Origin of the sequence: Xanthomonas sp. GW, from assembly GCF_014236815.1 — a bacterium.
Classification (GTDB): domain Bacteria; phylum Pseudomonadota; class Gammaproteobacteria; order Xanthomonadales; family Xanthomonadaceae; genus Xanthomonas_A.
In genome coordinates this window covers 357,378-383,357 of record NZ_CP051189.1, presented here as the reverse complement: position 1 = coordinate 383,357, position 25,980 = coordinate 357,378, and the positions used below count along the sequence as shown (strand labels likewise).

Sequence of the window (25,980 nt, the reverse complement as noted above, 5' to 3'; positions counted from 1 at the left end):
TGAGGCAAGCAACAGGACGTAGCAGAAGCAAGGCAGGCAGGTCGGCGGCGTGGCTGGCTGGCATCCTGTTGGCGGGTATTGGAGGCATCAACGCGTCGGCCCAACAGGCCGCCACACCGGCCGCGGCGAAGACTGCGGCGAACACCGCGGCGCATCCTGCAGCGGCGCCCGCCGCCGCCGGCACGCCGTCCGACGAGGCCGCGGCCGAGCAGGCGCGGCTGATCGCGCAAGGTCGTCAGGTCGACCAGTTCAAGCGTGCGGCCGAATCGCAGATCCAGGAATTGGGAGCGGGTACCGCCTCAGGCGGCGTCGCCCTGGCGGGCGACAAGAAGCCGTCGGTGGCACCGCCGCTGCAGCCTGCCCAGACCGTCTATGCGGGCGAGGCCGTGGTTCGGCGCGTGCACGGCGCGCTGCGCCGCATCGCGGTCGGCGATGGCGAGGTGCTCAGCGTGTTTTCGGTCGGCAAGTCCGAACTGGTCATGATCGGCACCAAGCCCGGCGACACCAACGTGCATCTGTGGATGGCGGACGGCAGCCAGCGCGACGTCAGCGTGACGGTGACGGGTGGCAAGTCGGAAGGCGTGGCCGACACCGTACGCGAGTTGCTGGGCAATACGCCTGGCGTCACCGTGAGGGCGATCGGCTCCAACGTCGTCATCTCCGGCAACGACATCGATGCGGCCACGACCGCAAAGATCCAGGCATTGCAGAAGCTGTATCCGCAGGTCCTGAACTTTGCCGGCGCCGATCCGGTCGGCATGCGGCCGATGATCCAGATGGACGTTTCCATCATGGAGTTCAACAAGAACGCAGTGGAAGACCTGGGTATCCGTTGGGACACCACGATCGACGGTCCGATCGGCGGATTGATCCGCGATGTCACCACGAACGGCTTCTTTCGCGTGCTTCCCGAGAACAACCAGACCTTCCAGGACGTCAAGGACACGTTGCCGACCAGGCTGCCCGGACCGCAGGGCTACTTCGGCATCGCGACCACCATCGGGTCGCAGATCAACCTGCTGATGAGCCGCGGCAAGGCATGGGTGCTGGCCCAGCCCAAGCTCAGCGCCAAGAGCGGCAGCAGCGCCTCGTTCCTGGTCGGCGGCGAGGTACCGATCGTGGTGCCGTCGGTGCTCGGGCAGACCCAGATCGAATACAAGGAATACGGCATCCGTCTCAACATCAACCCGACGGTCAATTCCTCCAATCAGGTAAACACCTCGATCATGGCGGAAGTCAGCCGGATCGACCCTTCGGTGTCGGTGCAGGGCGTGCCCGGCTTCCTGACCCGTCGCGCCGAGACCGAAATCAACGTCAACGCCGGTCAGACCATCGTCATCTCCGGCCTGCTCGATCGCGAGGCCTCCAAGGCCGTGGACAAGCTGCCGATCCTCGGCGACATCCCGATCCTGGGCAAGCTGTTCCGCTCCGACGGGTTCCGCGGCAACAAGACCGAGCTGGTGATCTTCGTGACCCCGCGCATCGTCAGCCCGACCTCGCCGGAGAACCTGCAGGACCTGCAACGCGGCGATGCGATCGAAAAGGGCTTGCAGGACGAGATCAGCCCCAGGCAGGACAAGTTGATCAAGTAATCCACCCTACGTCGTGCGGAAGGTTCATCGTCATGTTCACAGTGCTGATCAATACGCCAGGCCGCGATACCCGCCAGGTCAAATGCATGCATCGGGAGTGCGGCATCGGCCGCGGCGATGCCAACCTGGTGATGCTCCAGGGCTGGAATATCGCCGGCAAGCACGCCACGCTGCTGCGCGAAGACGAGGGCGTTTTCATCCTGCCCTTGGGCGGGCGCGAGCCGATCACGCTCAACGGCAAGGTCGTCCTGGCCAAGCAAGGCCCGATCGACGGCAAGGACGAGATCCGCATCGGGCACTACATGCTCAAGGTGAGTGGCGACGACGCGCGGATCGCCAAGCACACGCCGGCGGCCAACGATGGCGTCGCCGCGCGCGCGGCCGAACCTGCAACGGCGCCGGCCGACGCGGCGTCAGCGGCCCAGGCGGCCGCGCCAGCGTCCACCGACATGGTGCTGGCCGGCCCGCCGCCGCCGGACATCGCCACCTGGCGCACCAAGCTGCACATGGCGCTGGTCCGGCAAATGGACCTGCGCCGGATGGATGTGCGCAGCATGGACGACGGCGCACTCCGCGACAGCACCATCAACCTGATCGACGACATCCTCGCGCGCGAGTTTGCCGACCTGCCCTCGGACATCAACCCGCGCCGCCTGGCCAAACAGGTACTGGACGAAGCCATCGGTCTGGGTCCGCTGGAAGATCTGATCGAGGATCCGACCGTCACCGAAATCATGGTCAATGCCCACGACGATATCTTCATCGAGCGGGCCGGGCGCATCCAGAAATCGGAGGTGGTGTTCTCCAACGAACGCGCCTGCCTGGCGGCGATCGAACGGATCGTCACCCCGCTGGGCCGGCGCATCGACGAAAGCTCGCCGCTCGTCGATGCGCGCCTGAAGGACGGCTCGCGCGTGAACGCGGTGATACCGCCGGTGGCCCTGCGCGGGCCGAGCATCAGCATCCGTAAGTTCGCCACGCGCCGCCTGATGGGCGAAGACTTGTTGAAATACGGCTCCTTGAACCAGCCGATGCTGGACTTCCTGATCATGGCGGTGCGCGAGCGCCGCAACATCGTGGTGTCCGGCGGCACCGGCTCGGGCAAGACCACGCTGCTGAACATCCTGTCGAACTTCATCCCCGATGGCGACCGCGTGGTGACCATCGAGGACGCGGCCGAACTGAAGCTCGTGCAGCCGAACCTGGTCGCATTGGAGGCCCGCCCCGCGAACATGGAGGGCAAGGGCCAGATCACCATCCGCGATCTGGTCAAGAACGCGCTGCGCATGCGCCCGGATCGGATCGTGGTCGGCGAGTGCCGCGGAGGCGAGAGCCTGGACATGCTGCAGGCCATGAACACCGGCCACGAGGGTTCGTTGACCACCGCGCACGCCAACAACCCGCGCGAAACGCTGTCGCGCCTGGAAGTGATGGTGATGATGGCCGGCATGGAACTGCCGATGACGGTCGTGCGCGAGCAGATCGCCTCGGCGGTCAACCTCATCGTGCACCAGCGCCGCTACCCCTGCGGGTCGCGCAAGGTCAGCCACATCACCGAAATCACCGGCATCGAAAGCGGCACCATCCAGATGCAGGACCTGTTCCTGTTCAAGCCGACCACCTACCACGGGCCGGACGGCAAGGTCGCCGGCAACTTCGTGGCGACCGGCGCGGTGCCCGAATTCTACGAGGAGCTGGCAGAGCGTGGCGTGTCGGTGGATCTGGACATTTTCCGCAGTCAGGGAAGTACACGCTGATGGCCCTGTGGTTGATCGCCTTGCTGGTGTTCGGCGGCGCCTTGGTCGGCGTTCTGCTGGTTGCGCGTTCCGGCGAGCGGTTCATGCAGCGCTACCGCGAGAGTTTCATGGACCAGGCGCGCATGAACCTGGCGGACATGTTCCTGTTCATGGACCCGGCGCAGGTCTACATGATCAGCGCCGTGGTGATGGTGATCATCCCGCTGCTCATCTGGATGCTGACCGGCAGCCTGGTCATCGCGGTGCTGATCGGCGTCTTCCTGATCTTCGCGCCCCGCAAGATCTATGCGTATCTGCGCCGGCGCCGGCTGGAAAAGATCCAGGAACAACTCCCCGACGCGCTGCAGATGCTGTCCAGCAGCCTGCGTGCCGGCGTGGGTTTCGCGCCGGCGATGGAAGTGCTGGTGCACGATGGGCAGCCGCCGTTGGCGCAGGAACTGGCGCTGGTGCTGCGCGAACAGCACATGGGCGTGCGCGCCGAAGAAGCGATGGAAAATTTCAGCAAGCGCGTGCCGATCACCGATGCCGAACTGTTCGTCTCGGCGGTGAACATCTCGCGCGAGGTGGGCGGCAACCTGGCCGAAACCCTGGCGACGCTGGCCGAAACGCTGCGTCGGCGCCTGACCATGGAAAAGAAGGTCAAGTCCCTGACCGCGCAGGGCCGCTTGCAGGGCATCGTCATGGCGATGCTGCCGGTGTTCCTGATCGGCTATCTCAGCCTGATGTACAGCGAAACCATGCAGCCCATGTTCCACAGCTGGCACGGATGGGTGGTGATCACCATCTGCCTGGTCATGGAATACCTGGGCTATCGTCTCTGCAAGAAGATCATGACGATCGACGTATGACCTGGATGCTCGCCCTCGTCGCTCTTCTGGCCGCCGGCGCCGTCGCGCTGGTGATCATCGGCACGCGCGGGGTGATCCGCGAAGTCGAGCTGGAGGATCGTACCTACTACGACCCGCTGCCACGGTTGATGCAGTTGATGTGGCCGCTGGTGACGGTGCTGACGCGCCGCATCGCGCCGCACCTCAGCGTCACCCAGCTCGAGCAGACCCATCGCCAGCTGCAGGCCGCCGGGCAGGACTTCACCCTGACCCCGGAAGAGTTCTACGGCCTGCGCATGGCCAGCGCGATCGTGGTGACTGCGGTGTTCCTGCTGTGCACGGCGATGCTCGGCAAGCTCGCGATCGGGGCGGGGTTGATGTGCCTGTTCTTCGGGGGCGTGCTGGGCTGGCTCTACCCCGCGCTGTGGCTGGGCGAACGCCGCAAGGCGCGGCAGAAGGCGGTGGTGCGCGACCTGCCGGTCTACCTGGATTTCATCACCATGTCGGTGGAAGCCGGCTTGAATGTGACCGGCGGCATCGAGCAGGCCGTGGCCAAGGGCCCGGCCGGCGCGCTGTCGCAGGAGTTCTCGCGCATGCTCCGCGATCTGCGCGCCGGGCTTCCCAGGGCCGAAGCGCTGCGGCGCATGGCAGAACGCATGGACATCGGCCAGATCACCAGCTTCACCAGCGCGCTGATCCAGGCCGACAAGGTCGGCGCCAACTTGAGCGACACCCTGCGCGCGCAGGCCAATCAGCGACGCGAAGAGCGCTTCCTGCGCGCGGAGAAACTGGCGCTGGAAGCGCCGGTGAAGATGATGCTGCCGCTGGTGATGTTCTTCTTCCCGCTGATCTTCCTGTTCCTGGGCTACTTCATCTACTTGAAGATGTTGCAGGAGGGAATCCTGTGAAGCGCGGACACATCGAACGCAGCCGGGGCGCGTCCATCCCGCACGTGTGGTCCGCCGACACCTGGTGGTCGCGGATGCGCGGCTTGCTGGCGCGGCCGGCGCTGGCCGAGGACGGATCGGAAGCCCTGTTGATCCGGCCATGCGCCAGCGTGCACACCATCGGCATGGCCTACCCGTTGGACCTGGTGTTTCTCGCGCGCGACGACGTCGTCCTGGAATGGCGCCAGAACGTCAGGCCGTACCGTGCCGCGGCCTGCCGGCGCGCCGTGGCCACCATCGAATTCCATGGCGGCGCGCTGGACCGCCTGCAACCGCAGCAGGGCGAACAGTGGCGCTGGCGCGCCGCAGCGGTCGCGCCGCCGCCCGACACTGGAGCATGGTCATGAAGACACGCATGCGGGAATTTCGCGGCCGGCACTCGATGCGCGGCCAATCGATGGTGGAACTGGTGATCATCACCCCGGTCCTGCTGTTCCTGTTGCTCTCCGTCATCCAGGCGGTGCTGGTGTACCGGATGAAATCGACGCTCGACTATGCCGCGCTGATGACGGCGCGGGCGGGTGCGGTGAGCGGCGTGGACCGGCAGGAAATGCGCAAGGCCCTGGCCAAAGGCATGCTGCCCCTGTATGTGCACGAAACCGGGCAGGCCGCAATGGAGGTCGCATATTGGACAAAAGCACTGCCCGACCTAACAGTGCACGGCCATATCACCGTGATCAACCCGACGCGTGCGGCATGGGGCAACTTCAAGGAGCGGCAGTACAACGGCCAGTACGCCCTGCCCAACGATACGCTCGCCTACCGCAGCACCACGGTCGGCAGCAGCGGCGTGAATGTCCAGGACGCCAACATCCTCAAGATCAAGGTCGTCTACGACGCACCGCTTGTGGTGCCGTTCGTGGGCTGGGTGCTCGGCGGGCGATCGCAGTATCTGAAGCCAGGTACGTTCGAATCATCGCCGCTGCAGACATTCACCGGGCGCTTGCCCATCGAGAGCTACGCCATCGTGCGGATGCAATCGCCCATCTACAAGCAGGGCAACCTGGACAAGTGATGCGTCGACGCTCGTTGCTGGCCGGCGCGCTGGCGCTCTCCCTTGCGCTCGCGGGAACGGCCCTCGCCCAGGAACTGCCATTCTCCGGCGTGGCCGAGGTGACGACCAACCAACTGAGCGGGCTGAGCCGGATCCGCCCCAAAGACGCGCCGCAGCCGGTGACGCTGTATTTCCGAGACGATGCGCTGCGCGTGCAGTTCAAGGATGCAAGCGGCACGCCGTACGCGCTGATCCTCACCAAGGACGCGAGCATCGGGTGGATCGTGGGCCAGCAGGGCGATGGCATGCCGGTGCCCGGCATGCGCTGGCCGCTGCGCTTCGACCCGGAACAGCCCTGCGCAGGTCTGGGCATGTTCGCAGACTGCCAACGTGTCGACACCGGCGTCCATGCCGGTCGGCCGGCGGTGCAGTGGCGATACCGGCTGTCCAATGCGAGCGGCCCCGGCATGACCCGGCAGGGAACGATGTGGCTGGATCGCGACACCGGCCTGGTGCTTGCGTATCGCGGCAAGACCGGTCTGCAACAGCAGCAGCAATGGGACATCCAGCGCGTGGAATACCGCCCGCAACCCGATGCGCTGTTCCAACCCCCCGAACCGGCCCACTAGTCACGGGCGCTGGCAGCCCGCGCCGCGCGCCGTTTCGCGTCGCCAATTGGTCGGTGTTCATCGTGGCGCAGGAAGATCGGCCGGGTTCGCGGCTACACTGTTTTTTCGTCCCCCGGCAAAGGAGTACCTCTGTGAAAAAGGCAGTAGCGGCGACGTTGGTTGTAGCGATCACCCTGGGTCTTGGCGCCTGCAAGAAGCAGGAGCACGCCGCGCAAGGCGACGAGCATGCCGCCGCGTCCGCGGCCGCGGACGGCAGTCCGCAGGCGTCGCAACCTCAACAGGAAGCAACCGCCAAGGGCTTCGATGCGTCCAGCCTGCCGGTGTCGAGCGTACCGCTGGGCGCGTTCCCGTATATCGCGCTTCCCAACGGCTATGTCACCGGAAGCACGCCGGATGTCGCCGATTTCGACCAGGTGCCGTTCTGGACAGGCGATCGCCTGGAAACCGTGGAGGGCAAGGTATGGTCCGCGCACATCGATGCCGCGCAGGGCAAGACCTTCTCGGACGTGGAACTGGAACGCAACATCGAAGCGGTGGTCGCGTCGCTGGGCGGCAAGAAGATCTTCGACGGCAAGATTCCGGAACAAGCCGGGCAGAAGATCAAGGAATGGCCGCGCGATTTCGCGGTCAAGTACAACAGCGGCCTGGGCGATGTCTGGAACAATCCCACACAGGTGTTCGTCGTGCATCGCGCCGATCGCGACATCTGGATCCACCTGTGCAGCTACCAGTTCGGCGGCGGACTGCTCATCGCCGAGACCAAGCCGCTGGAAATCACCGCCAGCCTGCTGCCGGCCAGCGAACTGAAGGCGCAGATCGACAAGACCGGCAAGGTGGCATTGCACGTCAACTTCACAACCGACAAGACCGACATCCTGCCGGACTCGCAACCGCAGATCGAGCAGGTCGTGCAGCTGCTCAAGCAGGATGCCTCGCTGAAGTTGGCCGTAAATGGCTACACCGACAACACCGGCGACCCGGCGCACAACAAGACGTTGTCGGACGGCCGCGCCAAGGCTGTCGCCTCCGCCATTGCGGCCCAGGGCATCGATGCGACCAGATTGACGTCTGCCGGCTTTGGCGATGCCGATCCGGTAGCCGACAACGCAAACGAAGCTGGCAAGGCGCAAAACCGCAGGGTCGAACTAGTCAAGCGCTAGGACCTGTCAACAGAGCCCGCTTGGATGCCGCATCGGTAGCGGAAACCTGCACGCCTGGCTCGTCGCGGGCAGGTCCTTTCCGCGCGACGCCAGCGGGCTCTACTTACACGACACCAAGAATCCCCTAGGCGGATCGGCTGCCGCTGCGCGCCGGTCCCCGGCGAATTCATCGCCGGCCGCCCCGCCGCCGGCTGGCGTTATCAATCCGCCACGCAAGGGCCCGACGGCACCACCAGCGGCACGCTCTGGCTGGACAGCAGCGGCCTGCTGCTCGGCTATCGCGGCCGTATCGGCAGCCGCCGCGACGAACGCAGCCTGCGCGTGGACGCGGTCAGCTACGGGCCCGTGCCCGCCGAGACCTTCGCGCCCCCGGACGGCTTGCGCACGCCGCAGACGCGCGACCCGCCTCGCTGAACCGGGCCGGCGTCGCTGCTACCATCGGCGCATGCGCATCCTGATCCTCGGCGCCGGCGCGACCGGCGGCTACTTCGGCGGACGCCTGGCCCAGGCCGGCGCCGACGTCACCTTCCTGGTCCGCCCGGCACGAGCCGATCGGCTGCAGCGCGACGGCTTGCGCATCCGCAGCCCGCGCGGCGATGCCGACATCGCGGTGACCACGCTGACCGCCGACACGTTGCCGGCCGCGGCCGCCGCGCAGCCATTCGACCTTGCGATCCTCAGCTGCAAGGCCTACGACCTGGACAGCGCCCTGGACGCGCTGGCGCCGGCGATGAGCGGCGACACCGCGTTGCTGCCGATCCTCAACGGCCTGCGCCACTACCCGGTGCTGGACACGCGCTTCGGGGCCGAACGCGTGCTCGGCGGGCTGTGCTTCATCAGCGCCACGCTGGACGCGGACGGCAGCATCCAGCACCTGGGCAAGCCGGCCTCGCTGACCTTCGGCGAACGCGACGGACGCGGCGCCGACAGCGCACGCGTGCGCGACCTGGCCGCCGCCTGCACGCAGGCCGGCATCGACCATGTCGCCACGCCGCGCATCGCACAGGAACAGTGGATCAAGTACACCTTCCTGACCGCGCTGGCCGCGGCCACCTGCCTGATGCGCGCGCCGACCGGCCGCATCGTCGCCAGCGACGACGGCGTGGCGCTGCTGCATGGGCTGTATGCCGAATGCACGGCGGTCGCCGCCGCCGCAGGCGAACCGGTGCCGGAAGCGGCGCAGGCCAACGCGCTGCAGCTGCTGACCCAACCCGGCTCGCCGATGAAAGCGTCGATGCTGCGCGACCTGGAAGCCGGGCAGCAGGTGGAAGCGCAGCACATCGTCGGCGACATGCTGGCGCGCGCCCGCGCCGCCGGCCACGCCGCGCCATGGCTGATAGCCGCTTACTGCCACCTGCAGGCCTACCAGGCGGGGCTGGCGGAAGGATAGAAGCGGACCAGCCTGGCGATGCCTTCAGCGGCAGTGCGATTCGTTGAAGCGCCGGGAGCCGCCTCCTCGCGCAATCTTCCCGATATTGGATTCGGCGCAGCGTGGCGAGGCGCAATGCACTCTGCAGGAGCGGCTTCAGCGGCGACAAGCGGAGCCATGCGATTGGCCGGCGGCAAGCGTCGGGACTGAAGTCCCTCCCACAGCGTTCCGGCCGACGATCGCAGCGCCCAACCTCTTGCGCAGCACCGGGCCAGCAGTTCACGGCGCGCGTCCCCATAGTTGCTGTGGCGGCGGCAGCGAAGTGCATGCGAGAACGCATTCCCCGCATCCGCACATGCGCCGCTTGCCACCGCCCCCCCTCTGCGCACGCCTTCGCGCGCCGCTGACGCCCGCCGCGCCTATGCTCGCCGACCTGACCACGGCGAGCGGCGATGAAGTTCATGGAAAAACTATTCCGCGGCGGCCATTTCGTCATCATCCTGCTGTTCCTGCTGTGCGCCACCGGCCTGGTGGCGATGGCGGTGCTGGAGCTGTGGCACGGCCTCACTCCCGGCGGCGACCTGGTGATCCGCGACCGCTTCAACGTGGTGCTGGAGGCGATCGGCCTGCTCACCGTGGCGCTGGTGACGCTGGAACTGGGCCAGACCATCTTCGAGGAAGAGGTGCAGCGCGACGTCAAGGTCAGTGGCCCGACGCGGGTGCGCCGCTACCTGTCGCGGTTCTTCGTGGTCATCGTCATCGCCCTGGCGATCGAGACGCTGGTGTCGATCTTCGAACTGATGCACGACGACCCGGCCAAGCTGCCCTACGCCACCGCGGTCGGCCTGTGCGCGGCGCTGTTGCTGGTCGCCTGGGGCGTGTTCGTCAAGCTCAACCGCAGCGCCGAGGAACTGGAGCCGGAAGCGATGGCCGAGGCCAAGCGCGAGGACGCGCAGGTCGAATAGCTGGGAAAATCGGCAGGCCATCAACCCTGTAGGAGCGGCTTCAGCCGCGACCGCTTTACCGATAGATCCGGTCGCGGCTGAAGCCGCTCCTACAAGATCTCGCAGCGCAAACAACCGCGATCGACTACTGCCGTGCTGCGAACTCCACTCACGCGGCGGCGGGCAAGCGGAAGAACCCGCGCGCGGTGGCGGTGGTCGCCGCCGCGGCCGCCGCCACGTCCTCGCCGCGGTCGCGTGCCAGTTCCTCGACGATGTGCGCCAGGAATGCCGGTTCGTTGCGCCGGTCCTTCGGCAGCGGCTTGAGCGTGCGCGGCAACAGGTACGGCGCGTCGGTCTCGATCATCAGCCGCGATGCCGGGATGTTCTTGACCAGCTCGCGCAGGTGCGCGCCGCGGCGCTCGTCGCACAACCAGCCGGTGATGCCGATGTGCCAGTCGCGGTCCAGATAGTCGAACAGCTCCTCGCGGGTGCCGGTGAAGCAATGCACCACCGCCGGGCCGAGCTTGCCGTCGAATTGGCGCATCAGCGCCAGGAAGTCCGCATGCGCGTCGCGCTGGTGCAGGAACAGCGGCTTGCCGGTGTCGGCGGCCAGCTGCAGCTGGCGCTCGAAGGCGCGATGCTGCGCCGGGCGCGGCGCGAGGTCGCGGAAGTAGTCCAGCCCGCACTCGCCCACCGCCACCACCTCGGCATGCGCATGCAGCGCGCGCAGTTCGGCGTCGCACTCGGCGGTGTACTCGAGCGCGTGGTGCGGATGCACGCCCGCGGTGGCGTAGAGGAAACCGGGATGCTGCTGCGCCAGCTGCAGCGCCAGCGGCGAGTGCTCGCGGCTGGCGCCGGTGACCACCAGCTGCGCGACGCCGGCGTCGCGGGCGCGCTGCAGCACCGCGTCGCGGTCGCGATCGAAGGAGTCGTGGGTGAGGTTGGCGCCGATATCGATCAGAGTCATGCGGAGATGCCGAGGAAGCCGGGCAGGAAAGCGGGAGATTGTACGGGGCCGGCGCTACCGGCGAGATGGATGCGCTCTACAGCGACGCAGCCGATCCGTATCCTTGGCCGATGGCCTCTCCCGTTTTTCCGATCGATCCGCTGCTGCCGCAGATCCGCGACAGCCTCGCCGCGCATCCGCGGCTGGTGCTGGAAGCCCCGCCCGGCGCGGGCAAGACCACCCAGGTGCCGCCGGCGCTGCTGGACGCGGCGTGGCTGCAGGGCCGCCGCATCGTGATGCTGGAGCCGCGCCGGGTCGCCGCGCGCAGCGCCGCCACGTTCATGGCCCGGCAGCGCGGCGAGGCGCCGGGCGAGACCGTGGGCTACCGCATCCGCTTCGAGAACAAGGTGTCCGCGCGCACCCGCATCGAGGTGGTCACCGAGGGCATCCTGACCCGGATGATCCAGGACGACCCGATGCTCGACGGCGTCGGCGCGCTGCTGTTCGACGAATTCCACGAACGCCACCTGGCCGCCGACCTGGGCCTGGCGCTGGCGCTGGACGTGCAGGCGCAGGTGCGCGAGGACCTGCGCATCGTGGTGATGTCGGCGACGCTGGACGGCGAACGCCTGGCGCAGTTCCTGGATGCGCCGCGGCTGTCCAGTGCCGGCCGCAGCTATCCGGTGGAGATCGCGCATTTCCCGGCGCGGCGCGAGGAGGCGCTGGAAGCGCAGACCCGCCGCGCCATCGAACATGCGCTGCAGCATCATCCCGGCGACGTGCTGGTGTTCCTGCCAGGGCAGCGCGAGATCGCGCGGGTGCAGGCGGCGCTGGAAGCGGCCGGGGTGGGGTGGGGGTGCCCGCATCGGGGGCTGCTTCTGGTGGCCTCCCATCCGGCACCGCCTCGGGCGTACCCTCATCCGGCGCTGCGCGCCACCTTCTCCCGATGGGAGAAGGGAGCGGTGGCATCGACGTTTTGCCGCTGCATGGCGAGCTGCCGGTCGAGCAGCAGGCCAAGGTGCTGCAGCCCGATCCGCACGGCCGCCGCCGCGTGGTGCTGGCGACCAACGTGGCCGAATCGTCGGTGACCCTGCCCGGCGTGCGCGTGGTGATCGATGCCGGCCTGGCGCGCGAGCCGCACTACGATCCCAACAGCGGCTTCTCGCGGCTGGACGTCACCGCCATCGCCCAGGCCTCGGCCGACCAGCGCGCCGGCCGCGCCGGCCGTGTCGCCTCCGGCTGGGCCTACCGGCTGTGGCCGCAGTCGCAGCGCCTGGAGGCACAGCGCCGCGCGGAAATGCTGCAGGTGGAACTGGCCGGGCTGGCGCTGGAACTGGCGGCCTGGGGCAGCGACGCCTTGCGCTTCGTCGATCCGCCGCCGGCCGGCGCGCTGGCCGCCGCGCGCGAACTGCTGCAGCGGCTCGGCGCCTTGAGCGAGAACCATGCGATTACCGCCAGCGGCCGGCGCATGCTCGCGCTGGGCACCCACCCGCGGCTGGCGGCGATGCTGCTGGCCGCGCCGGATGCGCGGGCGCAGGCGCTGGCCTGCGACCTGGCCGCGCTGGTCGAGGCGCGCGATCCGCTGCGCCAGGGCGGCGACGCGCTGGCGGCGCGCTGGCGCGCACTGGCCGGCTTCCGCCGCGGCCGCGCCCCGCACGATGCCAACCGCGGCGGCCTGGCCGCGATCGACGCGGCGGCCAAGCAATGGCGGCGGCGCCTGCGCAGCGACGCCGCCGCGCCGGACAGTGTGGAAGCGCATGAACTCGGAGACCTGCTGGCCCACGCCTTCCCCGACCGCATCGCCACCCGGCATCCGGCCGATCCGCTGCGCTACCTGCTGGCCAACGGCCGCAGCGCACGCCTGTTCGAGCACAGCGACCTGCGCGGCGAGCCGTGGCTGGTCGCCACCGAACTGCGCTACGAGGCCAAGGACGCGCTACTGCTGCGCGCCGCGCCGGTGGACGAAGCGCGGCTGCGCGTGGACTTCCCGCAGCGCTTCGTGCAGCAGGACGTGGTGCGCTGGGACGCCGAGCGGCGTGCGTTGAGCGCGCTGCGCGAAACCCGCTTCGACCGCATCGTGCTCGACAGCCGCCCCGCCGGCCGCGTCGATCCGTCGCACGCGGCGGCGGCGCTGACCGAGGCGGTGCGCGAACTCGGCCTGCAGGCGCTGCCGTGGAGCGAACCGTTGACCCAGTGGCGCGCGCGCGTGGTCGCACTGCGCACCTGGATGCCGGAGCTGGACTTGCCCGATCTCGGCGATGCGGCGTTGCTGGAAGGCCTGGACGGCTGGCTGCGCCCCGCCTTCGCCGGCAAGACCCGGCTCGACGCGCTGGGCGAAGACGACCTCGGCGAGGCGTTGAAGTCGCTGCTGCCGTGGGACCGGCGGCAGGCCGTCGATCGCCATGCGCCGACGCGGATCACCGTGCCCTCAGGCATGGAGCGGCGCATCGACTACGCGCTCGATCACGCCGGCCAGCCGCAACCGCCGGTGCTGGCGGTGAAGCTGCAGGAACTGTTCGGCCTGGCCGACACCCCGCGCGTCGCCGACGGCCGCGTGGCGCTGCTGCTGCACCTGCTCTCGCCCGGCGGACGCCCGTTGCAGGTGACCCAGGACCTGCGCAACTTCTGGTCCAGCACCTATCCGGAAGTGAAGAAGGAAATGAAGGGCCGCTATCCCCGCCACCCGTGGCCGGACGACCCGTGGACCGCCACCGCCAGCCATCGCGCGAAGCCGCGTGGCACCTGAGCCGACGGCAGGCAAAACCGAGCCGATGCTGATGATCGCGCCGTGGCCGGACTGCGCCAGCCGCGGCGCGATCGCCAGCCGCGTCAGCGCGGTGGTGTTGAGCGCCAGCAGGCATTCGACGCCCTCCGCCGTCTGCTCGGCGAAGCCGCCCGGCTGCAGGTTGCGGCCATTCGAGGCGGCAACGGCGGCTTAGGACGCTCCGCCTGCCTGCCGCGCTTCCGCCAAGGTCCGATGCAAGCACGCCAAGGTACGGAGGCGGGCGAGCACCGCCTCACCCGCCGCCCGCCGTCATGGATGGCGAAGGCGATAGTCCCGGCGCGAACGGTGCGCCGACCGGCGTCGCCCGCGGCGATATCGCGCCAGCGCGTCCTATCGAGAAATCCCCAGCGTGGCGACCGCAAGCGCACCGACCGCCGCACCCGAACCGCCCTGCGCATTCAGCCGCCAGACGATTCCACGCCAGCGCGCTAACGCCATGTATACGGCGCCCAAGGGACACTGCAGCCCTTATTCCTGCCAGTAAGGACGCCCCCATGAGCAAGCTGACCATCATCACCGACCGCGCGCTGGATCTCGCCAGCCATGCCGGCGACAGCCTCCGTCACATCGGGCCGCAGGCCAACAAGTGGTTGCAGTCCGGCGCCGCCATGGGCGCGCTGAAGACCGGTGCGGCGCTGGGTGCGGTGAAGACCGGCACCAAGGTCGCGCGCACCGCGGTGCGCCGCAATCCGGTCATCGCGATCGCCGCCGCGGCGGTAGGCGTCGGCCTGCTCGGGTATGCGATCTACCGCAAGCGCCAGCGCGACAACGCCGCACCGATCGAAGGCGATTCGCAGCGCATCGAAGCCAGCAAGCGCGGCAACGCCGGTGCCCGTCGTTCGGCGGCACGCAGCTCGCGCCGTGCCGCGGCCGCGCAGGACGCCACCGAAGAATAGGGCTTTGCAGGAGCGTCGCCGCGACAGCGACGACAGCAGCGCCATCGAAACAGCGGCCGGATGCATCCGGCCGCTGTTTTCGTTTGCAGGCGGCGGAGGACGTGATGCGCCGGCGATCCGCGGCGCGGCGATGCGGCCGCCGCGACGGCGATCGTCGAGCGCCTGCGGATACGCCACGCGGCACGCCCGCGTCTCAATCCAAGATTCGCGACCGCCCGGCCCCGTTCCTGTAGGAGCGGCTTCAGCCGCGACAGACTCTATCGGTAAAGGGTCGCGGCTGAAGCCGCTCCTACAGGGGTGTTGCCCAGACGGCCTACAGCGCCCGCCACGCGCCCGGCGCCAACCCGTCCAGCCGGTGCGTGCCAATCGCCGCGCGGACCAGGCGCAGGGTCGGCAAGCCGACCGCGGCCGTCATGCGCCGCACCTGGCGGTTGCGCCCCTCGCGCAGCACGATCTGCAGCCAGGCATCGGGCACCGTCTTGCGGAAACGCACCGGCGGGTCGCGCGGCCACAGGTCCGGCGCCGTCTCCAGCACGCTGGCCTGGGCGGGCGCGGTCGGTCCGTCGTTCAATACCACGCCATCGCGCAGGCGCTGCAGCTGTTCGGGCTGCGGCACGCCTTCCACCTGCACCCAGTACGTCTTCGGTTGCTTGTGGCGCGGGTCGGTGTAGCGGTGCGCCAGCGCGCCGTCGTCGGTAAGCAGCAGCAGGCCTTCGCTGTCGTAGTCCAGCCGCCCCGCCGCATACACGTCGGCGGGCAGGCCGAACCCGGCCAGCGTGCGTCGCGGCGGTTCGCTGCGATCGGTGAACTGGCACAGCACATTGAACGGCTTGTTGAACGCGATCAGCATGGAAGCGGGGATTGGAGAGTGGGGATTAGGGATTGGCGAGCATCGGCGTCGCGCGCGACGCGGGCAATTCTCCCACGCCGGTTTCCTTTTCCCGCTGCCCGCGCCGGCCGCTCTCAGCGCTTGACGAACTTCAGCGTCATCCGGTCGCTCTCGCCGATCGCCTTGTACTTGGCGTCGTCGGCGGCATCGTGGCTATTGCTCGGCGGCAGCGTCCACACGCCGCCCGGATAGTCCTTGGTGTCGCGCGGGTTGGCGTTGACCTCGCTCTTGCCGGCCAGCTTGAAGCCGGCCGCCTCGGCCATCGCGATCACCTGCGCCTGGCCGACGTAACCGCTCTTGTCGTCGGCCGGCACATCGGCCTTGGCCCGGTGTTCGACCACGCCGAGCACGCCGCCGGGCTTGAGCACCTGGTAGAAGCCCTTGAACATGCCCTCGGCCTGGCCGGACATGCGCCAGTTGTGCACGTTGCGGAAGGTCAGCACCAGATCGGCCGAGCCAGCAGGACCCAAGACCGGCGCGGTCGGCGAATACGCCACCAGCTTGGCGTGGTCGTACTGCGCCGGCGCGGCGGCGAACTTCTGCTCCAGCGTCGCGCGCGCCTTCTGCTGATACTCGCGGCCGCGCCCTTCCGGCACCGCCGTCGGATCGACCACCGCGGCGATGTACTGGCCGCGCTCGCGCAGGTACGGCGCCAGGATTTCCGAATACCAGCCGCCGCCCGGGGTGATCTCGATCACCGTCTGGGTCGGCTTGATGCCGAAGAACGCCAGGGTCTGCCCCGGGTGGCGATAGGCATCGCGCTCGACGTAGACGCGGTCGCGCCAGCTGCCGTCGATGGCTTTTTGCAAGGCCGCATCCGGCGCGGGCAAGCTGGCGCTGTCGGCAGGCTTGATCGCCTGTGCGGCCGGGATCGCCAGCGTCGCGGCAATGGCAAGGGTACAAGCGCAGGCAAGCGTGGTGCGAAGGCTCATGGCGTACGTCCGTTGTCGGTGTGAGGCGAGCCTAGCACGCATGCGCGCGCGCCCGAATGTTGTCTTCGCGTTAGCGCGAATCACGCAAACGGAACGCTGTTTTCGCGACCATCGCCCCGATACCGAAACCTTGGACGACTATCCTGTCGCCCTTCCCCACAGCGGAGCGTTCCCCATGCTGCACACGCGCGAACTCGGCCGTTCCGGCCTGCACGCGGCGCCGCTCGCCTTCGGCGGCAATGTGTTCGGCTGGAGTGCCGACGCCAAGACCTCTTTCGCCTTGCTCGACGCCTTCGTCGAAGCCGGCTTCAACCTGATCGACACCGCCGATGCGTACGCGGCCTGGGTGCCCGGCAACCGCGGTGGCGAGTCGGAAACCATCATCGGCCAGTGGCTCAAGCGCAGCGGCAAGCGCGACAAGGTGTTGATCGCGACCAAGGTCGGCAAGTGGGCCGAACGCCCGGGCCTGGCCGCGGACAATATCGCCGCGGCGGTGGACGAATCGCTGCAGCGCCTGCAGACCGATGTGATCGATCTGTACCAGGCGCACGAGGACGACGAGTCGGTGCCGCTGGAAGCCTCGTTGGCCGCATTCGGGCGGCTGATCGAGCAAGGCAAGGTGCGCGCGATCGGCGCCTCCAACTACAGCGCCGAACGCTTGGCCGAAGCGCTGAAGGTGTCGGCGCAATACGGGTTGCCGCGCTACGAGACGCTGCAGCCCGAATACAACCTGTACGACCGCGCCGGCTACGAGGCCGGCCTGGAACCGCTGGTGCGCGAACAAGGCCTGGGCACGATCTGCTACTACGCGCTGGCCCGCGGTTTCCTCAGCGGCAAGTACCGCAGTCCCGCCGATGCGGCAAAGAGCCAGGCGCGCGGCGACAGCGTGATCGCGCGTTACCTCAACGCGCGCGGCCTGCGCATCCTCGCCGCGCTCGACGACATCGCCGGCAAGCACTCGGCCACGCCGACCCAGGTCGCCTTGGCCTGGCTGATCGCGCGCCCCGGCATCGCCGCGCCGATCGCCAGCGCCACCAGCATCGAGCAGTTGCAGCAGTTGTTGGCCGCCGCGCGCCTGGCGCTGTCGGCCGACGATATCGCGCAACTGGATACCGCAAGCAAGGAAACCGTATGAGCACCGCTTCCCATACCACCCGCGTGGTCCTCGCCTCGCGTCCGCAAGGCGCGCCGACCGCGCAGAATTTCCGCATCGAACAAGCGCCGCTGGCCGCACCCGGTCCCGGCCAGGTGCTGCTGCGCAACCGCTGGTTGTCGCTGGATCCGTACATGCGCGGACGCATGAGCGATGCCCCCTCGTACGCGCCGCCGGTGCAACTGGGTGAAGTGATGGTCGGCAGCACCGTCGCCGAGGTGCTGGAATCGCACCACCCCGACTTCAAGCCCAGCGATCTGGTGCTGGTGCAGAGCGGCGGCTGGCAGACGCATCTGGTGGCCGACGGCGCCGGCCTGCGGCGCAAGCTCGATCCGCAATCGCCGTTGCCGCCGAGCACGGCGCTCGGCGTCTACGGCATGCCTGGCTTCACTGCGTACGCCGGCCTGCACGAGATCGGCAAGCCGCAGAGCGGCGAGACCGTGGCGGTCGCCGCGGCGACCGGCCCGGTCGGCGCCAGCGTGGTGCAGATCGCCAGGTTGCGCGGCGCGAAAGTGATCGCCATCGCCGGTGGCGCCGAGAAATGCCGCTACCTGCGCGAGGAATTGGGCCTGGACGTGGCGCTGGACCATCGCGCTGCGGACTTCGCCGAGCAACTGCGCGCCGCCGCGCCAGACGGCATCGACGTGTACTTCGAGAACGTCGGCGGCCATGTGTTCGATGCGGTGTTGCCGCTGCTCAACGATTTCGCGCGGGTGCCGGTGTGCGGCACCATCGCCACCTACAACAAGCGAGGTGAACTGCCGCCGGGACCGGACCGTCTGCCGGCGCTGATGAACCAGGTGCTGCGCCAGCGGCTGACCTTGCGCGGCTTCATCGTCGGCGATTTCGTCAAGCTCTATCCCGAGTTCCTGCGCGAGATGGGCGCGTGGCTGGCCGACGGCCGCGTGCGCTACCGCGAGCATGTCGTGCATGGGCTAGAGAACGCGCCGCAGGCCTTCATCGACATGCTCGGCGGCGGCAATTTCGGCAAGCTGGTTGTGCAGCTGGATGAGAGCCGGGATTAGGGATTCGGGATTGGACAGCCCGCGCTGCGTGGTCGGGATCACGCGGCAACGGTCTCTGCCGCACCTGGCCGTGGCTATTGCAACAGGAAGCGCAGCAGCGCGTCGTTGAAGGCGTGCGGCGATTCCACATTGCACAGATGCCGGCCATGCACCTGGGCGTAGCTGCCGCGCGCCGCCTGCGCGGCGACCGCCTGCAGACCGTCCGGCGGGCAGACCGGATCGTCGTGCCCGGCCAGCGCCAGCAGCGGCGTGGCGATCTCGCCCAGGACGCCACGGAAGTCGGCGCTGGCCACTGCCTCGCAGCAGGCTGCATAGGCCTGCGCATCGGTGTCCATGAAGCTCGCAAGGATCGCCTCGACCGTCGCCGGCTGCATCTCGGCGAAGGCCGGAGTGAACCAGCGCTCGCGGGTGCCGGCGAGCAACGGCGCCAGTCCATCGGCCTGCACCTGCGCGATGCGTGCCTGCCAGCCATCGGCGGTGCCGATCTTGGCCGCGGTCGCGCACACGGTGAGCGTATGCAGCCGCGCGCCGGCGTGGATGCCCAGCCACTGCCCGGTCAGCCCGCCGATCGACAGGCCGCAGAAATGAGTGCGCTCCACCGACAGCGCATCGAGCAACGCCAGCACATCGCAGGCCAGTTCCTCGATCCGATACGGGCCAGGCGCGGCGCTCGAGGCGCCGTGGCCGCGACGGTCGTAGCGCAGCACCCGGTAGTACGGTGCCAGCGCGTCGATCTGCGCGTCCCACATGTGCAGGTCGGTGCCGAGCGAATTGCAGAAGGTCAGCCATGGACGGCCTTCGCTGCCGTCGATGCGGTAATGCAGGCGATGCGTCGGAAGTTCGAGGAAGGGCATGGCGGCGATGTCGGCTGGGGGAAGGGCGCGCGACCGATGGCCGCTACCGGAGTCTAGCCCTCTCGCGCCTCGCCAGCATGCTCCAAACGAGCACCGCCGGATGTTCGCCACTGCAAGCCGGCAGAGCGTTCTCGAGGCGCATGCGACCGACTGCACATGCGGCCCACGCCGACATCCAACTCGCCACCCTGTGCCGGCGCCGGACAACAAGGAAATCCGTCCGATGACGGCATCACGCCCGCACACACCGCGTCGCTGCGACACCACACATCGTGCGTGCCGCAGCGACGCATCGCCGCAACGTCCTTGACCCTGGCCTATCTCACTTGGTCGCCGGATCCCAATGCTCCTGAATCTTGCCGTTCTGGATGCGGAACATGTCGAACCAGGTAGTCGTATAGGTCTTGGTTGCGTCCTTGGGGTCGGGCAACGTGCGCACCGATACCAGGGTCACGTAATCGCCCTCGGCGAGGATCGCCACCAGCGGCAATTGCACGCGCGGCTTGATCGGCTGCGGTTTGACGAACGCCGTCAGGAACTTCAGGAACGCGTCGCGACCGTTGGCCACGGTCGGATTGTGCTGGATATAGTCCTTGGCCATGTACATCGGCGCGTATTCGGTGTGCCCGGCTTCGAACACGATGCGCCAGAAGTCGTAGACCAGGCGCTTGTTCGCCTCGGTACGCCAATCCGACGCCTGCAGCAGCTGCTGGTGGTTGGGATTGGCGGTGACCGCGGTTTGCGCGAATGCGGACGCGGCGGGGAACGCGAGCAGCAATGCGAGCAGAGACGCATGCAGGCGAATTTTCATTTCGATGGCTCCGTTGGGGGAAGTGGCTCGATCGCAAGCGCCATCCAGTTACCGAAAAGTAAGTGATTTGGTGCTGGAGGACGCATCGCGAGCCTAACAGTGCGCATTGCGCCAGTCCGGCCATCGCCAGAGAAAATCCGGCGATTTGCCGATGAAATTTCCCGCTCTGCGGAGCCGGCCACAGTAACCAAAACACCAGAATTGGAAACGCGCCCCAGGGAATTCCGATCTTGCGGCGACCGCCGACGCGGCGCGCGGCGATCGAGGCATTGGCGTGAGAGAAAAATAATTCGATAAACCCCTTGCGCAACGAAAACAACGCAGGTAATGTGCGCGCCCATCAGCCGACACGTTCGGCAACGACGACTCCGACGACCATGACCTTCCGCCCCTTCACCGCACATCTGCCCAGCCTGCAGCGCGAAACGCGCGCAGCGGCACTGCGTGCGCTGCGCAATACCGCGCTGCGGCTGGACCCCACCACCTGATCGACTGATCGCCCGTTGCGGAGATCGGTTGCATCGATCTCCGAGGAACGCGAACGCCCTCGGACACCATTCCGGGGGCGTTTTGCTTTGCGCGTTCGCATGCTTTTTTGTTTTTATCGATCCAATATCCCAGGCACCCGGGCATGGAATGCCCGGAAACAGGGAAGTTTCGCTCGCGAGGCGCGCAAGCGCTGCGTCCAGGTGCCGGACGCGGGCGGCGGGAATGGGATCGACGCAGGAATTGCCGTTTCGAAGGAGACGACAATGGGAAACTGTACTTAATGGCCGCTAGCGGTACGGGATGCCACTCCCGTCCGGTGCGCACGGCGCTGCCGTCGCGTATGCCTGCGGCCGGGATGTGCAGTTTCCACCAGACGTTAGCTCAGAGGTAGAGCAGTGGCTTGTCCACTGGTCGCCGGTTCGATTCCGGCACGTCACCTTTTGGATAGCTCAATTGGTTAGAGCATCGGAAATCAATCCGAATGTTGCGGGTTCGATTCCCGCTCCGAGAACCATGACCTGTCACGTCATGTGCAATACCGGGCGCAAGCCCAGCAAGTCGCGCCGCGCGGGACACGCCGCACGCATCGCCATTGGCGCTGCGTAACGCATGCACCGCAGCGCCGCTGCCGCCGCCACGCCGCCCTGGACGTGCGCGCCTGCGCCGACGGTCGCATCGCAATGCAACGCGATGCCGACGACACGCGCCGGCCTCCGCACCGACAGCGCCCGCTGGCCGCCACAGCGACGTCGTGCGCGTACTTGCACCTCTCTGCAGCGTTGCAGTGCCGACGGCATCCGCAACGCAGCGTCCTCGCGTTCTTCGGTCCGGCGCGGCGATTTCATCCACAGGACCGGATCACCAGAGCCACACAAGGAGAACGTGCCATGTTCTGGACCAAGCGGGTCGTGATCGGCGATAGCGAGCGCGGCCTGATGTATCGCAACCGGCGTTTCGAGCGCGTGCTCGCGCCCGGCGTCTACCGTCTGTTCGATCCGTCGCAGCGGATCGACGTGAAGACCTGCAATATCGCCGTGCCGGAATACGCCGGCACCGATGTCGATGCGTTGATCGCGCGCCTGGGCGCACAGCTGCACGAGGTCTTCGTGCTGGCCGACCTGGGCAGCGACGAGGTCGGCCTGGTGTTCAAGCAGGGCAAGCTCGAAGACGTGCTGGCGCCCGGCACGCGCCGGCTGTACTGGCGCGGGCTGATCGCGGTGGAGGTGATGCGTCTGCCGCTGGGCGAGAGCCTGGCGGTGCCGGCGGATGTCGCCCAGCGCCTGCGCCAGCTCGGCCTGCTGTCGCGCTTCGCGGTGGCGCTGGACGTTCCGGCCGAGTCGGCGGGACTGGTGTTCGTCGATGGGCGCCTGCAGCAGACCCTGGCGCCGGGGCACTACGCGTTCTGGAACTTCCGCAAGAACATCGTCGCGGAAGTGATCGAACTGCGTATCCAGTCGGTGGAGGTATCCGGGCAGGAGCTGTTGACCCGCGACAAGGTCAGCCTGCGCGTCAACCTGGCCGCCAGCATGCGCGTCGCCGACCCCGTCGCGGCGCGGACGCGGGTGGCCAAGTACGGCGACCAGCTGTACCGCGAGCTGCAGTACGGCTTGCGCCGTGCGGTGTCGGCGAAGACGCTGGACGAGCTGCTGGGCGACAAGGCCTCGCTGGATGCGGACATCTTCGGCTACGTGCGCGAGCAGGTCGCCGGCTTCGGCATCGAGGTGCTGGGCGTCGGGGTCAAGGACGTGATTCTGCCCGGCGAGATGAAGGACATCCTCAACGCGGTGGTGCAGGCGGAGAAGTCGGCGCAGGCCAACGTGATCCGCCGGCGCGAGGAGGCCAACGCCACGCGGTCGCTGCTCAACACCGCCAAGCTGATCGAGGACAACCCGGTGCTGATGCGGCTGAAGGAGCTGGAGGCGCTGGAGAAGGTCACCGAGAAGATCGACAAGCTCACCGTGTTCGGCGGCCTGGATGGCGTGCTGAAGCAGTTGGTGACGATGAAGTAGGACCGCCCTGTGCGGCGCAAGGAAGCGCCGTGCAGGGCCTCGAAGGAATGAAGACATGAACATGCAGAACTATGAATTGCTGCACGCCGAGGGCAGCGCCACGCCGATCAAGGGCTGGGTGCGCGGCGTGCCGCTGGAAGCGCAGGCCCACGAGCAACTGCGCAACATCGCCGCGATCCCGTTCGTGGGACCATGGGTGGCGGTGATGCCGGACGTGCACCTGGGCAAGGGCGCGACCGTGGGCTCGGTGATCCCGACCCGCGGCGCGATCATCCCGGCCGCGGTCGGCGTGGACATCGGCTGCGGCATGGCCGCGGTGCGGACCACGCTGCGCGCGGCCGATCTGCCCGACAGCCTGGCGCAACTGCGCTCCAGCATCGAGCGCAGCGTGCCGGTCGGCAATGGCCGCGGCGGCGAGCACCGCAAGCTGCCCGACAGCATCGCCACGCGCATCGCGCAGTCGGGGCTGGTCGAGCGCCTGGACACGATCAAGGCCAGGCACCGCCGGATCCGCACCGACAAGCTGGACTGCCAGATCGGCACGCTCGGCGGCGGCAACCACTTCATCGAAGTGTGCCTGGACGAGAGCGACGCGGTGTGGGTGATGCTGCACAGCGGCTCGCGCGGCACCGGCAACCTGATCGGCAGCTACTTCATCGAGCAGGCGCGCGAGCAGTTGGCGCACCGCGTGCTCGGCTTCCACCTGCCGGACAAGGACCTGGCGTTCTTCATGGAAGGCGAGCCGTTGTTCGACGACTACGTGGAAGCGGTGTCCTGGGCGCAGGACTACGCCCGCGAGAACCGCGAGGCGATGATGGCGCGGGTGCTGGCGGAGATGCGCCACCGCTTGCCGAAGTTCCAGTTGGAGAAGCTGGCGGTGAACTGCCATCACAACTACGTGCAGAAGGAAACGCACGCCGGCGAGGAACTGTTGGTGACGCGCAAGGGCGCGGTCAGCGCGCGTGCCGGCGAGCTGGGCATCATCCCCGGCAGCATGGGCGCGAAGAGCTTCATCGTGCGCGGCCTGGGCAATGGCGACAGCTTCCACAGCTGCAGCCACGGCGCCGGGCGGTTGCTGAGCCGGACCGCCGCGCGCCAGCAGATCACCCTGGCCCAGCACCGCGAGGCCACCGCGCACGTGGAGTGCCGCAAGGATGCGGCGGTGATCGACGAATCGCCGGCGGCTTACAAGTCGATCGACGCGGTGATGGCCGCGCAAAGCGACCTGGTGGAAGTGGTGCATACGCTGCGTCAGGTGTTGTGCGTTAAGGGCTGAGGCGGTGTGGCCTTGGCAGCTGCCGGCCTCGTGCCGGTGCGAGGCCGTCCGTTCGCGGACGGCCTTTTTTTATGCCGCAGCCGCAGCGTCCTGCTCGCTGTCTTCGGCGATCAACGCGTGGTGCAGCCCGATGCCGGCGATCACGCCATCGGCCGAGGCCAGCGTGGCGTTGCCGAACATGCGCGCCGCGTCGCCGGCCGCATAGACCCGCGGCACGCTGGTCAGCTTCTTTTCGTCCACGCTCAGATACGGGCTCAACGGGCCTTGCTCGAAGCGGCAACCCAGGCGCTCGGCCAACGGACTGGCCATGCGCGTCGGCGCGCCCAGGAACAGCGCCTGGATCTGCACCAGCGCGCCATCGTCCACGCGCATGCCGTCGATCGCCGTGCCCTCGCCTTCCAAGGCGATTGCCCGCCGCGTTTCCAGCTGCACGCCACGCCTGGCCAGCTTGGCCATCAGCTCGGCGTCATCCAGCGGCATGCCCTGCGCGAACAACGTCACCCGGCCCCAGTCGGCCAGCATCAGCGCCTGTTCCGCCGACATGGCGGTGCCGTTGCCGAGCACGCCGATGCGCGCCTGCCGGCCCAGCTCGTAGCCGTGGCAGTACGGGCAGTGCATGACCGTGTGTCCCCAGCGCTCGGCCACGCCCGGCAGGTCCGGCAACTGGTCGACGACGCCGGTCGCCAGCACCATGCCGCGCGTGCGTATCCGCCTGCCGTCGGCCAGCGCCACATCCCAGCCGCCGGGCAATGCAGTCGCCTCTTCGACCTGCCCGTCCCACCATTCGACGGTCGGATAGGCCAGCAGCTGCGCCTTGGCCTGCGCCAGCACCGCGCTGCCAGGCATGCCGTCCAGCGCCAGCAGGCCGTGCGAGTGCGCGGCGTGCCGGTTGCGCGGCAGGCCGGCATCGACCACCAGGACCTTGCGATGCCCGCGCGCCAGCATCAGCGCGGCGGACAGGCCGGAGAAACTGCCACCGACGACCACGGCATCATGTTGCATGGGTCTTCTGCTCCTGTTTGAGTTTGCGTTGTACGCGCTGGCCCAGCTTGCGCAGCGTCAATGCCTGCAGCTGTGCGGCCAACGCGGCCTGTGCCTGCCGATAGCCGTCGTCCAGCGCATCGTTGACTGCACGCTCGATCGCGCAATCCGGATGCGGACCGCGCACGCCGTGGCCCAGCACTAGCGGCTCGCCCAAGGCGACATAGACGTCGTACAGGCTGATCGCCTCCGGCGCGCGCGCCAACTGCCAGCCGCCGCCGTGGCCGCGGGTGGATTCGACCAGTTGCGCGTCGCGCAGCCGCGCCAGCAGGCGCCGCACCACCACCGCATGGCTCTGCAGGCAGGCCGCCATCCGCTCGGAGGTCATCGGCTCGCCATGCTGGGCCATGTGCACCAGCAAGTGCAGCACATCGGAAAGTTGTGTGTTTCGCTTCATGTAACCATCTTAGTTACATTTATAAATGCGTGTCCAGTCCCGGTGGCCGGAACGACGGCGCAACCGCCGCCGCGGTCTCGCACATGGACGCGGCACACGCGTCATTCGTACGCAGGCAGGCTATTGGAGGCATCGTCTGCACGACGTGCATGTGCGGCCCGTTTCGGCTGCGCATCTTCACGGCATCGTGGCGTGCGCTGCCAGCGTGCCCCGATCGGCGACGCCTCGCCCCCGCTCGCCAATGCGCGCTTGGCGCAC

22 protein-coding genes, 1 tRNA gene and 1 pseudogene are annotated in these 25,980 nt (G+C 68.1%); 17 read left to right on the top strand and 7 right to left on the bottom strand.

All coding sequences use genetic code 11. The features are described from left to right. Positions 1-68 precede the first annotated feature (68 nt). From HEP73_RS01705 to HEP73_RS01660, 10 genes are all read left to right on the top strand, one after another. The gene (locus HEP73_RS01705) at positions 69-1,592 is read left to right on the top strand and encodes a type II and III secretion system protein family protein (protein ID WP_255423631.1); all 1,524 of its coding nucleotides are present in this window, start codon (positions 69-71) and stop codon (positions 1,590-1,592) included. Positions 1,593-1,624: 32 nt separating this feature from the next. Further along, positions 1,625-3,349: an ATPase, T2SS/T4P/T4SS family gene (locus HEP73_RS01700; RefSeq protein WP_185821878.1), complete on the top strand. Its 1,725-nt coding sequence runs from the start codon at positions 1,625-1,627 to the stop codon at positions 3,347-3,349. Then, the gene (locus tag HEP73_RS01695; protein ID WP_185814918.1) at positions 3,349-4,197 is read left to right on the top strand and encodes a type II secretion system F family protein; all 849 of its coding nucleotides are present in this window, start codon (positions 3,349-3,351) and stop codon (positions 4,195-4,197) included. The genes HEP73_RS01700 and HEP73_RS01695 overlap by 1 nt, the downstream gene beginning before the upstream one ends. Next, entirely contained in the window at positions 4,194-5,084 is an 891-nt protein-coding gene (locus HEP73_RS01690) for a type II secretion system F family protein (RefSeq protein WP_185814917.1), read from the top strand. Before HEP73_RS01695 ends, HEP73_RS01690 begins: the two co-directional genes overlap by 4 nt. Further along, positions 5,081-5,470, top strand: a complete 390-nt coding sequence (locus HEP73_RS01685) for a DUF192 domain-containing protein (RefSeq protein WP_185821877.1) — start codon at positions 5,081-5,083, stop codon at positions 5,468-5,470. The genes HEP73_RS01690 and HEP73_RS01685 overlap by 4 nt, the downstream gene beginning before the upstream one ends. After that, positions 5,467-6,138: a TadE/TadG family type IV pilus assembly protein gene (locus HEP73_RS01680; protein WP_185814915.1), complete on the top strand. Its 672-nt coding sequence runs from the start codon at positions 5,467-5,469 to the stop codon at positions 6,136-6,138. Before HEP73_RS01685 ends, HEP73_RS01680 begins: the two co-directional genes overlap by 4 nt. After that, complete coding sequence (locus HEP73_RS01675; RefSeq protein WP_185814914.1) at positions 6,138-6,746, top strand: hypothetical protein; 609 nt, start codon at positions 6,138-6,140, stop codon at positions 6,744-6,746. The genes HEP73_RS01680 and HEP73_RS01675 overlap by 1 nt, the downstream gene beginning before the upstream one ends. Continuing rightward, a complete protein-coding gene (locus tag HEP73_RS01670) occupies positions 6,674-7,906 on the top strand; it encodes an OmpA family protein (protein ID WP_255423630.1) in 1,233 nt (410 codons plus the stop codon). The genes HEP73_RS01675 and HEP73_RS01670 overlap by 73 nt, the downstream gene beginning before the upstream one ends. 445 nt (positions 7,907-8,351) lie before the next feature. After that, a complete protein-coding gene (panE, locus tag HEP73_RS01665) occupies positions 8,352-9,296 on the top strand; it encodes a 2-dehydropantoate 2-reductase (RefSeq protein WP_185821876.1) in 945 nt (314 codons plus the stop codon). A gap of 431 nt (positions 9,297-9,727) precedes the next feature. Continuing rightward, positions 9,728-10,240 carry a hypothetical protein gene (locus HEP73_RS01660; RefSeq protein ID WP_185821875.1) on the top strand — a complete coding sequence of 171 codons (513 nt, stop codon included), beginning with the start codon at positions 9,728-9,730 and terminating at the stop codon, positions 10,238-10,240. Positions 10,241-10,388: 148 nt separating this feature from the next. On the opposite strand, the gene HEP73_RS01655 is transcribed toward HEP73_RS01660, so the two are convergent. After that, positions 10,389-11,186, bottom strand: a complete 798-nt coding sequence (locus HEP73_RS01655; protein WP_185821874.1) for a TatD family hydrolase — start codon at positions 11,184-11,186, stop codon at positions 10,389-10,391. A 110-nt stretch (positions 11,187-11,296) separates the two neighbouring features. Here HEP73_RS01655 and hrpB point away from each other — a divergent pair. Both hrpB and HEP73_RS01640 read left to right on the top strand, forming a co-directional pair. Beyond that, positions 11,297-13,911: pseudogene (gene hrpB, locus HEP73_RS01645) on the top strand (ATP-dependent helicase HrpB). A 533-nt stretch (positions 13,912-14,444) separates the two neighbouring features. Next, on the top strand, positions 14,445-14,846 hold the full coding sequence (locus HEP73_RS01640) for a hypothetical protein (RefSeq protein ID WP_185821873.1): 402 nt from the start codon (positions 14,445-14,447) through the stop codon (positions 14,844-14,846). Between the two features lie 313 nt (positions 14,847-15,159). Here HEP73_RS01640 and HEP73_RS01635 read toward each other — a convergent pair whose 3' ends face one another. After that, positions 15,160-15,696 (bottom strand): pseudouridine synthase, encoded by a 537-nt coding sequence (locus tag HEP73_RS01635; RefSeq protein WP_185821872.1) that lies wholly within the window; start codon positions 15,694-15,696, stop codon positions 15,160-15,162. A 113-nt stretch (positions 15,697-15,809) separates the two neighbouring features. Further along, positions 15,810-16,667 (bottom strand): class I SAM-dependent methyltransferase, encoded by an 858-nt coding sequence (locus HEP73_RS01630; protein ID WP_185821871.1) that lies wholly within the window; start codon positions 16,665-16,667, stop codon positions 15,810-15,812. A gap of 175 nt (positions 16,668-16,842) precedes the next feature. Here HEP73_RS01630 and HEP73_RS01625 point away from each other — a divergent pair, with 175 nt between their 5' ends. Both HEP73_RS01625 and HEP73_RS01620 read left to right on the top strand, forming a co-directional pair. Then, positions 16,843-17,802 carry an aldo/keto reductase gene (locus tag HEP73_RS01625; RefSeq protein WP_185821870.1) on the top strand — a complete coding sequence of 320 codons (960 nt, stop codon included), beginning with the start codon at positions 16,843-16,845 and terminating at the stop codon, positions 17,800-17,802. Next, on the top strand, positions 17,799-18,845 hold the full coding sequence (locus tag HEP73_RS01620) for an NADP-dependent oxidoreductase (protein WP_185821869.1): 1,047 nt from the start codon (positions 17,799-17,801) through the stop codon (positions 18,843-18,845). Before HEP73_RS01625 ends, HEP73_RS01620 begins: the two co-directional genes overlap by 4 nt. Positions 18,846-18,919: 74 nt before the next feature. Here HEP73_RS01620 and pcaD read toward each other — a convergent pair whose 3' ends face one another. Next, positions 18,920-19,699 carry a 3-oxoadipate enol-lactonase gene (gene pcaD / locus HEP73_RS01615; protein ID WP_185821868.1) on the bottom strand — a complete coding sequence of 260 codons (780 nt, stop codon included), beginning with the start codon at positions 19,697-19,699 and terminating at the stop codon, positions 18,920-18,922. Positions 19,700-20,021: 322 nt separating this feature from the next. Continuing rightward, a complete protein-coding gene (locus HEP73_RS01610) occupies positions 20,022-20,510 on the bottom strand; it encodes a nuclear transport factor 2 family protein (protein ID WP_185821867.1) in 489 nt (162 codons plus the stop codon). 927 nt (positions 20,511-21,437) lie between these two features. Here HEP73_RS01610 and HEP73_RS01605 point away from each other — a divergent pair. The 3 genes from HEP73_RS01605 to HEP73_RS01595 all read left to right on the top strand — a co-directional run bounded on the left by HEP73_RS01605 (position 21,438) and on the right by HEP73_RS01595 (position 24,284). Next, positions 21,438-21,513 (top strand) — tRNA-OTHER (locus tag HEP73_RS01605). A 373-nt stretch (positions 21,514-21,886) separates the two neighbouring features. Then, positions 21,887-23,008, top strand: coding sequence for a slipin family protein (locus HEP73_RS01600; protein ID WP_185821866.1), 1,122 nt, complete (start codon positions 21,887-21,889; stop codon positions 23,006-23,008). A gap of 55 nt (positions 23,009-23,063) precedes the next feature. Beyond that, on the top strand, positions 23,064-24,284 hold the full coding sequence (locus tag HEP73_RS01595) for an RtcB family protein (RefSeq protein ID WP_185821865.1): 1,221 nt from the start codon (positions 23,064-23,066) through the stop codon (positions 24,282-24,284). A gap of 69 nt (positions 24,285-24,353) precedes the next feature. On the opposite strand, the gene HEP73_RS01590 is transcribed toward HEP73_RS01595, so the two are convergent. Then, complete coding sequence (locus HEP73_RS01590) at positions 24,354-25,286, bottom strand: NAD(P)/FAD-dependent oxidoreductase (protein ID WP_185821864.1); 933 nt, start codon at positions 25,284-25,286, stop codon at positions 24,354-24,356. Then, positions 25,276-25,722: an Rrf2 family transcriptional regulator gene (locus HEP73_RS01585; RefSeq protein WP_185821863.1), complete on the bottom strand. Its 447-nt coding sequence runs from the start codon at positions 25,720-25,722 to the stop codon at positions 25,276-25,278. Before HEP73_RS01585 ends, HEP73_RS01590 begins: the two co-directional genes overlap by 11 nt. Positions 25,723-25,980: the final 258 nt, after the last annotated feature.

Bases quoted from the DNA above. Each gene is read 5' to 3' on its own strand.
- HEP73_RS01655 (WP_185821874.1), bottom strand. From the start codon at position 11,186: ATGACTCTGATCGATATCGGCGCCAACCTCACCCACGACTCCTTCGAT.
- HEP73_RS01620 (WP_185821869.1), top strand. From the start codon at position 17,799: ATGAGCACCGCTTCCCATACCACCCGCGTGGTCCTCGCCTCGCGTCCG.
- HEP73_RS01690 (WP_185814917.1), top strand. From the start codon at position 4,194: ATGACCTGGATGCTCGCCCTCGTCGCTCTTCTGGCCGCCGGCGCCGTC.
- HEP73_RS01660 (WP_185821875.1), top strand. From the start codon at position 9,728: ATGAAGTTCATGGAAAAACTATTCCGCGGCGGCCATTTCGTCATCATC.
- HEP73_RS01610 (WP_185821867.1), bottom strand. From the start codon at position 20,510: ATGAAAATTCGCCTGCATGCGTCTCTGCTCGCATTGCTGCTCGCGTTC.
- panE (WP_185821876.1), top strand. From the start codon at position 8,352: ATGCGCATCCTGATCCTCGGCGCCGGCGCGACCGGCGGCTACTTCGGC.
- HEP73_RS01680 (WP_185814915.1), top strand. From the start codon at position 5,467: ATGAAGACACGCATGCGGGAATTTCGCGGCCGGCACTCGATGCGCGGC.
- HEP73_RS01675 (WP_185814914.1), top strand. From the start codon at position 6,138: ATGCGTCGACGCTCGTTGCTGGCCGGCGCGCTGGCGCTCTCCCTTGCG.
- HEP73_RS01590 (WP_185821864.1), bottom strand. From the start codon at position 25,286: ATGCAACATGATGCCGTGGTCGTCGGTGGCAGTTTCTCCGGCCTGTCC.
- HEP73_RS01695 (WP_185814918.1), top strand. From the start codon at position 3,349: ATGGCCCTGTGGTTGATCGCCTTGCTGGTGTTCGGCGGCGCCTTGGTC.
- HEP73_RS01600 (WP_185821866.1), top strand. From the start codon at position 21,887: ATGTTCTGGACCAAGCGGGTCGTGATCGGCGATAGCGAGCGCGGCCTG.
- HEP73_RS01630 (WP_185821871.1), bottom strand. From the start codon at position 16,667: ATGAGCCTTCGCACCACGCTTGCCTGCGCTTGTACCCTTGCCATTGCC.
- pcaD (WP_185821868.1), bottom strand. From the start codon at position 19,699: ATGCCCTTCCTCGAACTTCCGACGCATCGCCTGCATTACCGCATCGAC.
- HEP73_RS01625 (WP_185821870.1), top strand. From the start codon at position 16,843: ATGCTGCACACGCGCGAACTCGGCCGTTCCGGCCTGCACGCGGCGCCG.
- HEP73_RS01595 (WP_185821865.1), top strand. From the start codon at position 23,064: ATGAACATGCAGAACTATGAATTGCTGCACGCCGAGGGCAGCGCCACG.
- HEP73_RS01700 (WP_185821878.1), top strand. From the start codon at position 1,625: ATGTTCACAGTGCTGATCAATACGCCAGGCCGCGATACCCGCCAGGTC.
- HEP73_RS01670 (WP_255423630.1), top strand. From the start codon at position 6,674: ATGGGACATCCAGCGCGTGGAATACCGCCCGCAACCCGATGCGCTGTT.
- HEP73_RS01635 (WP_185821872.1), bottom strand. From the start codon at position 15,696: ATGCTGATCGCGTTCAACAAGCCGTTCAATGTGCTGTGCCAGTTCACC.
- HEP73_RS01585 (WP_185821863.1), bottom strand. From the start codon at position 25,722: ATGAAGCGAAACACACAACTTTCCGATGTGCTGCACTTGCTGGTGCAC.
- HEP73_RS01640 (WP_185821873.1), top strand. From the start codon at position 14,445: ATGAGCAAGCTGACCATCATCACCGACCGCGCGCTGGATCTCGCCAGC.